Here is a 12,542-nt window from a genome sequence, read left to right on the forward strand (position 1 = left end):
CTGACCCCCCACGAGGACCCGACCGCATGAGCTCGCTGACCGTCACCGCCGTGACGAAGTCCTACGGCGCCACCCCCGTGCTCACCGGGGTGGACCTGCACGTGCCCGAGGGCGGGTTCACCGCGCTGCTCGGGCCCTCGGGGTGCGGGAAGACGACGCTGCTGCGGCTGGTCGCCGGGTTCGACGACCCCGACGCCGGCACGATCGAGATCGGCGGCCGGCAGGTGGCCGGTCCCGGCCGCAGCGTGGCCGCCCGCCGCCGGCGGATCGGGTTCGTGCCGCAGGAGGGCGGGCTGTTCCCGCACCTGACCGTCGCCGGCAACGTCGCCTTCGGCCTGCCCCGCCGGCAGCGCCGGGACGCCGGGCGGGTGCGCGGCCTGCTGCGCCTGGTCGGGCTCGACGCCGGTCTCGCCGAGCGCTCGCCGCACCAGCTCTCCGGCGGCCAGCAGCAGCGCGTGGCGCTCGCCCGGGCGCTGGCGCCGGAACCGAGCCTCGTGCTGCTCGACGAGCCGTTCTCCTCCCTCGACGCGTCGCTGCGGGAGGAGACACGGCAGGCGGTGGCCGACGCGCTCGCCGCCGCCGGCGCGACCGCGGTGCTGGTCACCCACGACCAGGCCGAGGCGCTGTCGATGGCCGACGAGGTGGCGGTGCTGCGCGGCGGCCAGCTCGTGCAGCTTGCCGAGCCGCGGACCCTCTACCGCAGCCCGCGCGATCTCGACGTCGCCACGTTCGTGGGCGAGTCGGTCGTCCTGGACGCCGAGGTCCGCGCCGGCCGGGCGAACTCGGCGCTGGGCGACCTCGTGCTCGGCGACGCCTGCCCCGACGGCCCGGCCCGGGTGCTGCTGCGCCCGGAGCAGCTCCGGCTCGGCCCGGCGGGGGAGGGGCCGACGGCGCGGGTGCTCGGTGTCGACTTCTTCGGCCACGACGCGCGGGTCCGGCTGGAGCTCTCCTCGGGGCTGCGGTTGAGCGCCCGGCTGGAGGGGTGGGACCTGCCCTCGGCGGGGGACGACGTGTCGATCCGGGTGGTCGGTGCGGCCGTGCCGTTCCCGGCGGGTCCCGCTGCCGTGGTCTGACCTGTGTGGCTGGGCGCCACCCGGGGCGCCACCCGGGGCGCCACCCGGCGTTAGGTGTGCCTAAGCTCACCCGCGTGGACCTCTTCCTCTTCACCGTCGACGCCCACTGGGGAGCCGACGTGGTGGCCGCGGGCGCGGCGGGGATCGTCGTCGACTGGGAGCGCCGCGGGAAGCACCGCCGGCAGCTGGGGGAGGGCACCCAGATCAACAGCGACACCCCCGAGGACCTCAGCCGCATGCGGGCGGCCACCGCCGGCCGGCTGCTGTGCCGGCTCAACGGCTTCGGCCCGTGGACGGCCGAGGAGGTGGACGACGCCGTCGCACGTGGCGCCGACGAGCTGCTGCTGCCGATGGTGCGGACGCCGGAGGAGGTCGACCGAACCCTCGACCTGGTCGCCGGGCGCTGCGGCCTGGGCATCCTGGTCGAGACGCAGGACGCCGTCGCGTGTTCCGCGGATCTGGCCCGGCGGCCCCTGTCGCGGGTCTACGTCGGGCTCAACGACCTGCGCATCGACCGCCGGTCGGACTCGCTGTTCGCGCCCCTCACCGACGGCACCGTCGACGCCGTCCGGGCCGCGGTGCTCCAGCCCTTCGGAGTCGGCGGGCTGACCCTGCCCGGAGGCGGGTTCCCCGTCCCGGGGGACCTGCTGGCCGCCGAGCTCCTCCGGCTGGGCACCGACTTCACGTTCCTGCGCCGGTCGTTCACCGCGGACATGGCCGGCCGCGACCCGGCGGTGGAGCTGCCCCGGCTGCTTGCCGCCCTCGACACGCTGGGCCGGGCGACCGTCGAGGAGGTCGCGGAGCGGCGGGCGGCCTTCGTGGCGGCGGTGGACGGTCCGGTCCCGGCGGTCGTCGGGCCGGCCGTGTTGCCGGCGGTCGTGGGGCCGGTCGCCGTCCCGGCGACGGACGGCGGGGTGCCGGTGGCCCAGCCGGCATGAGGGCCGTGGTGACCGGTGCCGGCGGCTTCGTCGGACGGCACCTGGTGGCCCGCCTGCGCTCCGACGGCTGGTCGGTCGTGGGGCTCACCCGGGCCGACGTCGACCTGGCCGACCCGGACGCCGCCGCGACCGCCGTCCGTGCGGCCGACCCCGACGTCGTCTTCTCGCTCGCCGCGGGGCGCGCCAAGGCCACCCCTGTGGAGCGGGCCGCCACGGTGGCGGTCAACACCAGTCCGTGGCTGGTGGACGCGCTGCCGGACAGGTGCCGCGCCGTGGTCCGGCTGGGGTCGTCGACGGAGTACGCGGCCGGTCCGGAGCCGTTGGCCGAGGAGGCCCCGCTCCACCCGCGCGGCTTCTTCGGGGCGACCAAGGCGGCCGGATCGCTGCTGCTGCAGGCCGCGGCCGCCGAACGCGGCGTCCGGGCCGCCGTGCTGCGCGCCTTCCAGGTCTACGGGCCCGGCGACCACCCCACCCGGCTGGTGCCGGTCGTGCTCGACGCCGCCCGGACGGGCGCGGTGGTCCCCCTGCCGGCCCGGGTCAGCCGCCGGGACTGGGTGTGGGTCGGGGACGTCGTCGACGCGTGCGTCCGGGCCGCGGCCGCCGACGACCTGCCCCCGAGCCAGGTGTTCAACCTCGGTACCGGCGTGCAGACCACCACCGAGGAACTCGTCGAGGTGGCCGCGCAGGTCACCGGGCGGCCGATCGCCACGGCACCCGGCGCCCACCCGGGCCGGGAGTGGGACACCGACTGCTGGGTCAGCGACCCGTCCCTGGCCGCGGCGCTGCTGGGCTGGCGGCCGACGGTCGACCTGGCCGAGGGCCTGGCCCGCACCTGGACCGCGGGGGCATGAGCCCGCCCGGGTCGCGTGTCGCGGTCGTCGTCCCCGTGTACCGGAACGAGTCGACCCTGGAGCCGCTGGCCGAACGGCTGGCCACCGCGCTCGCGGGTCGGGACTGGCGCCTGCGGTTGGTCATCGACGCCTCGCCCGACGACAGCGCGCGGGTCGCGTTCGCGCTGAGCGCCGCCGATCCGCGGGTCGCCGTCACCGGCCTCACCGTCAACGCGGGCCAGCACGCGGCGCTGGCCCGCGGGCTGGCGGCCGAGCCCGGCGCCGACGTCTGGGTGTGCATGGACGCCGATCTGCAGGATCCGCCCGAGGCGGTTCCCCTGCTGCTGGACCGCCTCGCCGCCGGTGACGTCGAGGCGGTCTTCGCCGGCCGTCGCGGGGACTACGAGTCACGGCTGCGCCGGCTCACCGGGACGGCGCACCGTCGGCTGGCGGCGCGGCTCACCGGACTGCCGCCGGACGCCGGCGCCTTCCTCGCGATGGGCCCTCGCGTGCGGGAGGCCGTCCTCGCCGCGGAGGCGCCGAGCATCGTGCTGGCGGTCGGCCTGGCGCGGCGGCCGGTGGCCAGCGTGCCGGTGCCCCGAGACCGCCGTCCCCAGGGTCGGTCGGCGTGGACTGCCCGCGCCCGACTGGGGCAGTCGGCCCGGTCGTTGTTCTGGGCCGCCCGCCACCGCCGAGGCTGAGGCGGAAGGGCCCGTGGCGCGAGGCCGGAGCCCGTGGTCCAGAGCCCGTGGCCCGGAGCCCGTGGCCCGGGACCTGTGGACGGCTGACCCGCATCCCCAGGGTGCATCTGGGCTGGTGAGCGGGTTACCGAGCGACTAGTATCGAACCTGTGTTCGAAGATGGCTCCGCACGAGACGGTGGTGTCTCGGCGTTCGAACGCGGCCTGACCGCAGTACTCGACAGGCCCGTGACGGTCATCGTCGACGCCGTCCACACCGGTCTGCGGTCGGGCCGGACGTGGCCCGTCGGCGAGCCGGGGAGGCACGTCCGCGCCGCCGCTGTTCCCACGGCGGGCTTCGCGGAGCTGCGCCGCCTGCTGGACGCCGGAGCCGCACCGCTCGAGCGGGCTGCCGAGGCGTCGCGGGCCATCGCCCGGTGGTCCGCGGTCATGGCGACCTCGCTCACCGAGTTCGCGCGGTACCGCCCGGCGGGGCAGTTCGACCGGCAGCACGGGGAACGGGGCGCGATGTCGGCGGCGACCCGTGCGGCCCGGCCCGCGGCGCTGACCGACGTGAGCGAGTGGGCGGTCGACGAGGTGGCGCCCACGCGGCGGCATCAGCGGTCCGGCGGCCACGGCCCAACTCAGCGACTCGATCGTGCTCACCGAGCGGCCCTCGACCTGCTCGCCCGGGGTCGGCTGAGCCCCGCGCACGCGCGTCAGATGGTGACCATCGTGGGTCCGGTTGCCGACGACGCCGTTCGTGCCGACATCGAGGGACACGTGCTCCGCCTGCTGGGCGACAAGACCCCGCCCCCGTTGGGCGACTGCGCCCGACGCATCGTGCTCCGCAAGGACGCCGAGGCCGCCGGCCGGAAGCTGGTCGCCGCGATCCGGGAGCGCGGCGTGCGCCTGCACGACCGGCGGAACGGCACCGGCACGCTCATCGTCGACCTGCCGCTCCCGACCGCCGCGGCGGTCTACCGGCATCTGGAGGCCTACGCCGATCAGACGCGCGTCGAAGGCGACGAGCGCACCAAGCAGCAGCGCATGGCGGACTGCCTGACCGACCTCGTGCTGCGAGCCGGGCAGCACGGCATGCCGCCGGTCACGATCGCGCTCACCCTCGTCGCCACGTTGGAGACGATGCTCGGCGGCAACGAACCCGGTCAGGTCGACGGGCACCTGGTGCCGGCCGAGATGGTGCGCGAGCTCGGCTACGCGTTCGGCCTGATGCCGCGCCCCGCGGCCCGGCTGGACGATCTCGCCGCGTTGGGCGCCGAACCCCCGCCGCGCGAAGATCCTCCGCCGCGGCTCGATACCGCGGTGCCGACCCCAGCCGAGTCAGCGCACGCGGAGGCTGGGGAGCCACCGGGGGCGGTGGGGACACCGCCCACCCCGGTCAGGGACCGTCCGCTCGCCGAGTGGCTCAGCTGGGTCGCTGCCCGGCACGACGCCGCCGTGCGTGTCGGCCTGGGCAGCGCCCGGCAGGCGATCCTCGACGGCGGCTGGACCGACGGCGAGCTGCGCTCCGTCCTCGACCTCGGTGAACTGATCGGCGTGCGCGACGTCCGCGGCACCGGCCTGGCGCACCGGCCGGACATCGCCGTCGTCGACCAGCTGCGCGGCAGCCTCGTGGCCCTGACCGACGCCACCGGCATCCGCCGCGGCGAGGCCCTCGGCCCGCCGGCAGCCACCGACGAGCACGACCCCGGCGCCGAGCTGGACCGCTTCGTGCGACTGCGCGATCGGCGCTGCCGGTTCCCCGGATGCCGCGCCCGCGCCCGCGCCTGCGACCTCGACCACCGGCGGGAATGGCCCGACGGGCCGACTGCCCACCACGACCTCTGCTGCCTCTGCGAGCACCACCACCGGCTCAAGCACCAGGCACCCGGCTGGCGGTTCGACGAGGCCGACGACGGTGCCCTGGCCGTCACCATGCCCAACGGCGCCCTGCTGGTGAGCTCCCCTCCGAGGTTCGGGACCGACCTCGACGTCCCGCCCTTCTAGTGCTCCCACACCTGGACGACGAGGTCGGTCTTGCCGGCCGGGAAGTCGTACTCCGCCGTCATCCGCATCCCCGCGTCCTCGAGGATGCCGTCGTCGTCGGTGGGCACCGGCTGCCCGTCGATGATCCGGCGGACGAGCCAGACGCGGTCCGCGTCCGCAGGGGCGTCGTCCGGGGGGAGGACGACATCGGGCCGCAGCTGCGGTGCCGCCACCCGGACGTAGTGGTCCAGGCCGGTCGCCGAGCGCTGGTCCGCCGCCACGATGGGCTCCCCGGCCCGGTGGCGCTCGGCGAGCAGGGCCACCACGTCGTCGGCGCGTTCTCGCGGCCCGCGGTCGGCCAGCGGGGAGCAGGCCAGCAGAGAGCAGGCCACGAGCAGCCCGGCCACCGGCGCGCGGGCCGCCCGGGGCAGGGTCAGTGCTCCCGCCGCCGCCAGGACCCCCAGACCCAGGAGGCCGGCGAGAAGGTACCGGGGCAGGTAGACCGGTCGCACCAGCTCGGCGGCGAGGAGGAGAAGCAGCGGCACCAGCACCCAGCAGATCCCCACGACCCGCACCCCGACGGCCCGCACCGCGCCGAGCACGGCCAGCCCGACGGTGAGGTAGAGCAGCGGTCCGCGACCGCCGGCCCACGCCTCGACGGCCTGGCCGGCGAGCGTCCCGCCGGTGTCGCGCAGGTGCTCGGCGTTGCGGGCGCCGGTCCCGTTGAGCAGGTTCACCACGATGAGGCCGACCGTCGGGAGGACGGCGGCCGCCCCGATGAACAGCACCGGCACGGCGCGGCGTCCGCGCAGCAGCAGCGCGGCGACGACGAAGGCGGCCAGGACGGTGACCGCGTACCAGTGCATCAGGCCCATGGCCGCGCCGGACAGGCCGAACAGCCACCGTCCCCACGGCGCCTCCTGCAGCCACCGGACGAGCCCCAGCACGGCCCCGCCCGTGGCGAGCACGACCAACCCGTAGCTGCGCGCCTCGACGGCCTGCTCGAGCAGCAGGGGAGCGGACGCGAGCACCGCGCCGGCCAGCACACCGGTCGCCCGCGTCGTCAACCGGCTCACCGCACGGGTCACCAGCGCTGTCCCGCCGGCGGTCGCCAGCAGCGACAGCACCCGGAGCGATGTGTCGCCGCCCAGCCCGGGCAGCGACGTCCACGCGGAGACGACGACGTAGTAGGGCGCGTTGTACGACGGCGGGACGTCGACCAGGTAGCTCGTCGTTCCGCGGCCGGTGACGACCGCCGCGAGGATCTCCCCGATGGACAGCCGGCCGACCTCCGCGGTGAACAGCTCGTCGAACCACAGCCCGTGACCGGGAGCCAGGAGCACCGCGCCGAGCAGCACGACGAGCAGCGGCGGCAGGAGCTCGACCCGTGACCAGCGCACCCGGGCCGGAGCCGCCGACGGTGGGGTCAGCACCCGGGCCGCCGTCGCACTCACACGGGCAGGTTAGGCGACCCTTGCCGAGCGCGGTCGTCGCCGCGGCGGGGAGCGCACCGGCGCCGGCCGGCGACCCAGGTGCACCGAGCCGTGGCCCGGGTCCCGCGCCGCCGCCGTCGGACGAGGTCGTCGCCCGGCGCTTCCGCCGACAACCGCGCCGCGACACCGCACACGAGATGGCCGTGCGCCGACGGCTGCACGCGCGGGGCGTCCGCTACCGGGTCGACGTCCGGCCGTGCCCGCAGACCCGGGCGCGAGGCGACCTGGTCTGGAAGGGCCGGCGCCTCGTCGTCTTCCTCGACGGCTGCTTCTGGCACGCCTGCCCAGCCTGCGGCCACACGCCCCGGGCCAACCGGGGGTGGTGGGTCCGCAAGCTCGCCGGCAACGTGGCGCGCGACCGCCGGGTGGACGCGATCCTGCGCGCGGCGGGCTGGCGGGTCCTGCGCTTCTGGGAGCACGAGGACCCGGACGCGGTGGCGGACGCGATCTGCCGCGCGCTGGGACGCGGGGAGGCGGCCGTCAGTCCTCCGGTCGGTCCTGCCGCTTGTGCGCGCGCTGCCAGTACGGGACGGCGATCCACCACCACACCAGCAGGAGGGCGACCACGCCGGCGGTGACCCACGCCTGGAGCGGGGCGAAGACCACGTCGGTCACCAGGAGCACCGCCGAGGAGATGGCCAGGGCCAGCACGACCAGCCCGGCGAACGCCGATCGGTGGCTGCGCCGCAGCAGGTTCTCCTTGTCCCGCTGGCGGAACAGGACCCGGTGCTGCGCGGCCGGGGCGATGAGCAGCCCCGTCGCGACGGCGGCCGCCAACAGGGTCACGAAGTAGACGTCCCGCTGGAACTCGGTGAGTTCCGCGCCTCCCGGCTGGAACGGCACCACCAGCAGGAAGGCGAACAGGAACTGCACGCCGGGCAGTGCCACCCGCAGCTCGTTGAGCAGCTCGATCAGCTCGCGGTCGATCCGCTGCTTGCGGCTCTCGCCCGGCTCACCGTCGTCCTCCCGGCCCGTGCGATGCGCCGGACCGTACGACGTGTCGACCATGCCTCTCACCGCCTCCTGGTCGTTCACCCGCCGTTCACGTGGGGTGGGGTACTTCCACCAACGCGGCCGGGGTATGCGCAGGACGACCGCGAGGTGCGACGAGGGGTGGACGGGCATGTCGACGTGGGCGCCGATGGAGGCAGGGCGCGGAGGCGGTGAGGGGAACGACGGGATCCCCGCCGCCGACCCGGGCGCGGGCGCGCCCGGACCCGCGGAGGGCTACGGAGTCGGCGGGGAGGAGCCCGACCGGCCGGAGGAGCGCCGGCCGTCGGCGGACGACGGCGGGCAGCACGCCGACCCGCCCTTCCGGACCCCGGACCCGGGCGACCTCACCCGCGGCGACCGCTGACCCGCGGTCCGGTCAGCCGCCGAGCGCGACGGTGGCCCGGTCCACGAGGTCGTGGTGGCGCACGGCCCAGAAGGCGACACCGGCCGCGGCCAGGCCGCCCAGGGTCACCGCCGCTGAGCTGACCGGGTGCTTCCGGGCGTCCTGCCAGGCGTCGCGCCGTGCGCCGGAAGGACGCCCCGGCCGCACCGGACGGGGCCTGCCCAGCCCGTCGGGGCAGTCCGGGCAGCGGGTGGCCCCGCCGGTGGACCGTCCGGCGGTGTCGCCCTGGAAGGCGACGGTGCGCGTCGTGGAACTCCAGGCCGTCAGCGCTGGGTGGTGCCGCGGGCGACCTCGCTCGGCCGCTGCTGCTCCCCGGCGTAGGAGCTGACCGCGATCAGCGCTCCGGTCAGGGCCGGGACCACCCACTGCAACTGGTCCAGCCGTTCCTGGGCGGCGGCGACCTCGGCCCTGGTGCGCTTGGCCGGCTTGGTGCCCGACCGCGCCGGGACGGCGCCCGCGCCGGACACCACCCGGCCGAGGGTGCGGCTGTAGGCGGTGACGCCCAGCGCGGCGGCGGTCAGGGCGGTCTTGAGCAGGCTCGTGCCGGCCACGCCCTGCTGGCGCGCGACGCGGCCGCGGTTGCCGCGCAACTGCCCCACGCTGCCGACGAGGTGCGCGCCGATCGCCGCGGCGTTGACCGGCGTCCAGCGGTCCCACCCGGCGTTCGCCACCCGGCCGGTGCCGCGGCCACCCGCCTCGCCGGCGGCGGGGTTCAGGGCGACCGCGTTGGCCAGGGTGCCGCCGAACCAGGCCGCCAGGCCGAGGTCGTGCAGGCTGCGGGACAGGGTGTTGCGAGCCATGGCTGCGCTCCGGGGCAGGGGACGGGGACACGCACGGCGTACCCCCGGTCACCGGCCGCCACACCGGTTGTGCGCAATACGGTGGCCGGTCAGCTCCCGTACCGCAGCGCCGCGCGCTGCCGCGCCTTGGCCGCCTCGACCTCCCGGTCCTTCGGGGGAGCGGTGGTCACCAGGGCCGACAGCAGCCGCGCGGACGCCTCGGCCACCTCGGCGACCGCGCGGTCGAAGACCTCCGCGTTGGCCCGCGAGGGCCGCGTCGAGCCGCTGATCTTGCGCACGTACTGCAGCGCGGCCGCCTGGATCTCGTCGTCGGTCACCGCCGGCTCGAAGTTGGCCAGCGGTCGGATGTTCCGGCACATGGGCGAGAGCGTAGGAGCGGCCGCCGACGGCCGGCAGTCCCCGCGGAGGGGATCAGGCGGAGAACCCGGCCCGGTCGATGCGCCGGTGGTACCGGGTGCCGAGCCGGCCGCCCACCACGGCGCCGAGCAGGGTGACGACCACCATCGCGAGCAGGGTGACGATCCCGGCGGTGGTGGCCGTGCCCTCGTCGATCGGGATGCGCGGCAGGTCCAGCGCCTCCAGCACGTTGTACTCGCGGCCCAGCAGGTACCCGGCCACCGACAGCACGAGCACGACGAGCAGCCCGACCAGCCAGACGGCGACGCCCTGGCGCACGCCGTCGAAGCGGGACATCCGGCCGGCCACGTACCCGCCGGCGAGGTAGGCCAGGAAGAGGACCGCCAGCAGCGCGACCGCACCTTCTAGACCGATGCTCTCCGCCTGCTGCGCGGCGTCGCCGGGGGAGGCGATGCCCTGGGTGAGGCCGAGCGCGACGCCGCCGGCCGAGAGCAGGGCGATGAGCAGCACGGCCAGCCCGTTGGCCGACAGCCACCCGAAGAGCGCCGCGCCCCACTTCACGCCGCCGAAGGCCGACCGCTGCGCGACGACCGCGTCCCGCGCGGTCCCGCGGGTGGCCGAGGCGCCCTCGCGGGCGGCGTCGGAGTCGTGGACCGTGGGGTCGTTGCTCGCCATGCCAGCCTCCTCCGCCAACCGGGAGCGCTCCTCCCGGGTGAGCCGCGCCGGCCTGCGGCGCGGTGCACCGGGACGATTCCCCAGGTCGGAGCCGACAAACGAAGAGCGCCGATGACGGTTCTGCTGGTGGACGCGGCCAACGTGGTCGGGTCCCGACCCGACGGCTGGTGGCGCGACCGCGCGGCCGCGACGTCCCGGCTGCTGCGGCGGCTCGCTCCGCTGACCGGGCGCCTGCTGCCCGGCCCCGGCGGAGGGCGGGTGGTGGTCGACGAGCTCGTCGCCGTCGTCGAGGGCGCGGCCCGGCAGGCCCGCGCCCCGGACGGCGTCACGGTGGTGTCCGCACCGGGCAGCGGCGACGACGCCCTCGTCGCCCGCGCCGCCCGCCTGGCCGGTGAGGGGCGCGACGTCCTGGTGGTGACCGCCGACCGCGGGCTGCGCGAGCGGCTGCCGGACGGCGTGGCGGTCACCGGCCCCGGCTGGCTGTCGTCCGCGCTGGACGACCCGCCTGCACGACGCAGTCCGCCCGCATGACGTGCTCGCGGCAGGGGTAGGGACGGCGGACGTCGAGCCGGGGCGTGCCAGCGCTGTGCGTGCCCTCTCTCCCCGAGGAGCCGCATGCCGCCGTCCGCCGCGCCGTCCCGCCCGCCCACCGTCCTGGTCACCGGCGCCTCCAGCGGGATCGGCCGGGCCACCGTCCACGCGATGGCCGGGCGGGGAGCCGCCCTCGTACTCGTCGCCCGCGGCCGCGAGTCGCTGGAGGAGGCGGCCGCCGAGGCCCGGGAGCGCGGCGCCGGTGAGGTGCTCGTGTGCCCGATGGACGTCACCGACGCCGCGGGCCTCCAGCAGGTGGTCGAGGCGGCGGTGGCGCGCTTCGGCCGCCTCGACGCCGTCGTCCACGCGGCGCAGACCATGGCCTACGGCCGGATCGAGGACGTGCCGCGCGAGGTGTTCGAGGCCGTGGTCGACACCGGCGTGCACGGCACCGCGAACGTCGCCCGGGCGGTGCTGCCGGTGTTCCGCCGGCAGGGCAGCGGCCACCTGGTCGTCGTCAGCTCGCTGCTGGCCTCGGTGACCGCGCCGCTCATGGGGGCCTACGCGGCGGCGAAGTGGGGGCAGCTGGGGCTGGTCCGGACGCTCCAGCAGGAGCTCCGGGACGCCCCGGGTGTGCACCTCTCGGCCGTCGCCCCAGGAGGGGTCAGCACGCCGATCTACAGCCAGGGCGCGACGTGGGCGGGCAGCACCGGCCGTCCGCCCGTGCCGGTCTACTCGGCCGACCGCGTGGCCCGGGCCGTCGTGGCGCGGCTGGACCGGCCGCGGCGGCTGGTGCAGTCCGGCTTCCTCAACCCGGTGGTGATCGCCGGGTTCCGCCTGCTGCCCGCGCTCTACGACACGCTGGTCGGCCCGCTGCTCCAGAGGCTCGCCCTCGCCGGGGACGAGGCGCCGCCCACCGAGGGGAACGTGTTCGCGTCCCGGCCGAGCGGGAACGCGAAGGACGGCCGCTGGCGTGGCGTCTGACTCACCAGCGGGCCGGCCGCTCCGGCAGATCGGCCTCGAACGCGGCGACGAGTCCGGCGGCGACGTCCCGGAGCTTGACGTTGCGCCGCTGCGAGGAGTGCTTGAGCAGCGCGAAGGCCTGCTCGGCGGTGCACCGCTCCTGGGCCATCATCAGCCCGACGGCCTGGCCGATGACCGTGCGGGTGTCCAGGCCGCCGCGCAGCTGCTCGGCCCTGTCGTCGCTGGCGGCGATGCGCAGCGCCACCGCCAGCGCACCGGCGGCCTGGCCCGCCCACCGGGCGGCCACGGCCTCGTCCGCGGGGCCGAAGGCGCAGGGCTCGGTGGAGTACAGGTTGAGCGCCCCGCGGCTGCGGCCGTCGACGGCGAGCGGCAGCGACAGCGACGACCGGACGCCGACCTGCGCGGCCAGCGCCGGATAGCCGTCCCAGCGCTGCTCGCCGAGCATGTCCTCGACGCGGACGACGGTGCCCCGGCGCATCGCCTCCAGGCAGGGGCCGTCGTCCAGCTGGTACTGCCGCTCGTCGGCCTGCGCGGCGAGGGGTCCGGTGCAGCTGACCGTCACCGCACCGCCCGAGCGGTCCAGCGTCAGCCCGCACGCCCGCGCGTTCCTGGTCTGGCGCACCGCCAGGTCGACGAGCTCGCCGAGGAAGTCGTTCAGGTCGCCGCCGGAGGCCAGCAGGGCGAGCAGGTCGGCGTCCCCCGGCCCGTACCCCTCGCTCAACGGAGCTCTCCTCGCGCCGTCCGGTCGTGCACGACCGGGGAGTATGCGTCACGCCGGGCCCGCGGTGCGAGACGAC

15 protein-coding genes are annotated in these 12,542 nt (G+C 76.5%); 9 read left to right on the top strand and 6 right to left on the bottom strand.

What is annotated here, in order from left to right:
• Window positions 1–26: 26 nt before the first annotated feature.
• The 5 genes from ACI782_RS07385 (at window position 27) to ACI782_RS07405 (ending at window position 5,530) form a co-directional block, all read left to right on the top strand.
• Window positions 27–1,073 (top strand): ABC transporter ATP-binding protein, encoded by a 1,047-nt coding sequence (locus ACI782_RS07385; RefSeq protein ID WP_456907636.1) that lies wholly within the window; start codon window positions 27–29, stop codon window positions 1,071–1,073.
• A 74-nt stretch (window positions 1,074–1,147) separates the two neighbouring features.
• Complete coding sequence (locus ACI782_RS07390) at window positions 1,148–2,011, top strand: aldolase/citrate lyase family protein (protein ID WP_456907638.1); 864 nt, start codon at window positions 1,148–1,150, stop codon at window positions 2,009–2,011.
• Complete coding sequence (locus tag ACI782_RS07395; protein ID WP_456907640.1) at window positions 2,008–2,862, top strand: NAD-dependent epimerase/dehydratase family protein; 855 nt, start codon at window positions 2,008–2,010, stop codon at window positions 2,860–2,862. Before ACI782_RS07390 ends, ACI782_RS07395 begins: the two co-directional genes overlap by 4 nt.
• Window positions 2,859–3,542, top strand: a complete 684-nt coding sequence (locus tag ACI782_RS07400; protein WP_456907642.1) for a glycosyltransferase — start codon at window positions 2,859–2,861, stop codon at window positions 3,540–3,542. The genes ACI782_RS07395 and ACI782_RS07400 overlap by 4 nt, the downstream gene beginning before the upstream one ends.
• A 227-nt stretch (window positions 3,543–3,769) precedes the next feature.
• The gene (locus ACI782_RS07405) at window positions 3,770–5,530 is read left to right on the top strand and encodes a hypothetical protein (protein WP_456907644.1); all 1,761 of its coding nucleotides are present in this window, start codon (window positions 3,770–3,772) and stop codon (window positions 5,528–5,530) included.
• Here the strand turns inward: ACI782_RS07405 and ACI782_RS07410 are convergent.
• Window positions 5,527–6,963 (bottom strand): hypothetical protein, encoded by a 1,437-nt coding sequence (locus ACI782_RS07410; RefSeq protein WP_456907646.1) that lies wholly within the window; start codon window positions 6,961–6,963, stop codon window positions 5,527–5,529. The two genes, ACI782_RS07405 and ACI782_RS07410, sit on opposite strands and share 4 nt — an antisense overlap.
• On the opposite strand from ACI782_RS07410, the gene ACI782_RS07415 reads away from it, so the two are divergent.
• Window positions 6,930–7,580 (top strand): very short patch repair endonuclease, encoded by a 651-nt coding sequence (locus ACI782_RS07415; protein ID WP_456907648.1) that lies wholly within the window; start codon window positions 6,930–6,932, stop codon window positions 7,578–7,580. The two genes, ACI782_RS07410 and ACI782_RS07415, sit on opposite strands and share 34 nt — an antisense overlap.
• Here the strand turns inward: ACI782_RS07415 and ACI782_RS07420 are convergent.
• A complete protein-coding gene (locus ACI782_RS07420; RefSeq protein WP_456907650.1) occupies window positions 7,483–8,010 on the bottom strand; it encodes a DUF6328 family protein in 528 nt (175 codons plus the stop codon). The two genes, ACI782_RS07415 and ACI782_RS07420, sit on opposite strands and share 98 nt — an antisense overlap.
• 115 nt (window positions 8,011–8,125) lie before the next feature.
• Between ACI782_RS07420 and ACI782_RS07425 the strand changes: the two genes are divergently transcribed.
• Entirely contained in the window at window positions 8,126–8,359 is a 234-nt protein-coding gene (locus ACI782_RS07425; RefSeq protein ID WP_456907652.1) for a hypothetical protein, read from the top strand.
• A gap of 302 nt (window positions 8,360–8,661) precedes the next feature.
• Here the strand turns inward: ACI782_RS07425 and ACI782_RS07430 are convergent, their stop codons facing one another.
• From ACI782_RS07430 to ACI782_RS07440, 3 genes are all read right to left on the bottom strand, one after another.
• Complete coding sequence (locus ACI782_RS07430; RefSeq protein WP_456907654.1) at window positions 8,662–9,198, bottom strand: hypothetical protein; 537 nt, start codon at window positions 9,196–9,198, stop codon at window positions 8,662–8,664.
• An 89-nt stretch (window positions 9,199–9,287) separates the two neighbouring features.
• On the bottom strand, window positions 9,288–9,557 hold the full coding sequence (locus ACI782_RS07435) for a DUF2277 domain-containing protein (RefSeq protein WP_456907656.1): 270 nt from the start codon (window positions 9,555–9,557) through the stop codon (window positions 9,288–9,290).
• 52 nt (window positions 9,558–9,609) lie between these two features.
• The gene (locus tag ACI782_RS07440; RefSeq protein ID WP_456907658.1) at window positions 9,610–10,230 is read right to left on the bottom strand and encodes a hypothetical protein; all 621 of its coding nucleotides are present in this window, start codon (window positions 10,228–10,230) and stop codon (window positions 9,610–9,612) included.
• A gap of 111 nt (window positions 10,231–10,341) precedes the next feature.
• On the opposite strand from ACI782_RS07440, the gene ACI782_RS07445 reads away from it, so the two are divergent.
• Window positions 10,342–10,761, top strand: a complete 420-nt coding sequence (locus ACI782_RS07445; protein ID WP_456907660.1) for a hypothetical protein — start codon at window positions 10,342–10,344, stop codon at window positions 10,759–10,761.
• An 84-nt stretch (window positions 10,762–10,845) separates the two neighbouring features.
• Window positions 10,846–11,745, top strand: a complete 900-nt coding sequence (locus ACI782_RS07450; RefSeq protein ID WP_456907662.1) for an SDR family NAD(P)-dependent oxidoreductase — start codon at window positions 10,846–10,848, stop codon at window positions 11,743–11,745.
• 1 nt (window position 11,746) lies between these two features.
• Here the strand turns inward: ACI782_RS07450 and ACI782_RS07455 are convergent, their stop codons facing one another.
• Window positions 11,747–12,466 (bottom strand): GAF and ANTAR domain-containing protein, encoded by a 720-nt coding sequence (locus ACI782_RS07455; protein ID WP_456907664.1) that lies wholly within the window; start codon window positions 12,464–12,466, stop codon window positions 11,747–11,749.
• Between the last annotated feature and the right edge of the window lie 76 nt (window positions 12,467–12,542).

This window comes from Geodermatophilus sp. SYSU D00703 (assembly GCF_054050155.1).

Bases quoted from the DNA above. Each gene is read 5' to 3' on its own strand.
- ACI782_RS07385 (WP_456907636.1), top strand. From the start codon at position 27: ATGAGCTCGCTGACCGTCACCGCCGTGACGAAGTCCTACGGCGCCACC.
- ACI782_RS07395 (WP_456907640.1), top strand. From the start codon at position 2,008: ATGAGGGCCGTGGTGACCGGTGCCGGCGGCTTCGTCGGACGGCACCTG.
- ACI782_RS07445 (WP_456907660.1), top strand. From the start codon at position 10,342: ATGACGGTTCTGCTGGTGGACGCGGCCAACGTGGTCGGGTCCCGACCC.
- ACI782_RS07400 (WP_456907642.1), top strand. From the start codon at position 2,859: ATGAGCCCGCCCGGGTCGCGTGTCGCGGTCGTCGTCCCCGTGTACCGG.
- ACI782_RS07420 (WP_456907650.1), bottom strand. From the start codon at position 8,010: ATGGTCGACACGTCGTACGGTCCGGCGCATCGCACGGGCCGGGAGGAC.
- ACI782_RS07430 (WP_456907654.1), bottom strand. From the start codon at position 9,198: ATGGCTCGCAACACCCTGTCCCGCAGCCTGCACGACCTCGGCCTGGCG.
- ACI782_RS07425 (WP_456907652.1), top strand. From the start codon at position 8,126: ATGTCGACGTGGGCGCCGATGGAGGCAGGGCGCGGAGGCGGTGAGGGG.
- ACI782_RS07450 (WP_456907662.1), top strand. From the start codon at position 10,846: ATGCCGCCGTCCGCCGCGCCGTCCCGCCCGCCCACCGTCCTGGTCACC.
- ACI782_RS07440 (WP_456907658.1), bottom strand. From the start codon at position 10,230: ATGGCGAGCAACGACCCCACGGTCCACGACTCCGACGCCGCCCGCGAG.
- ACI782_RS07435 (WP_456907656.1), bottom strand. From the start codon at position 9,557: ATGTGCCGGAACATCCGACCGCTGGCCAACTTCGAGCCGGCGGTGACC.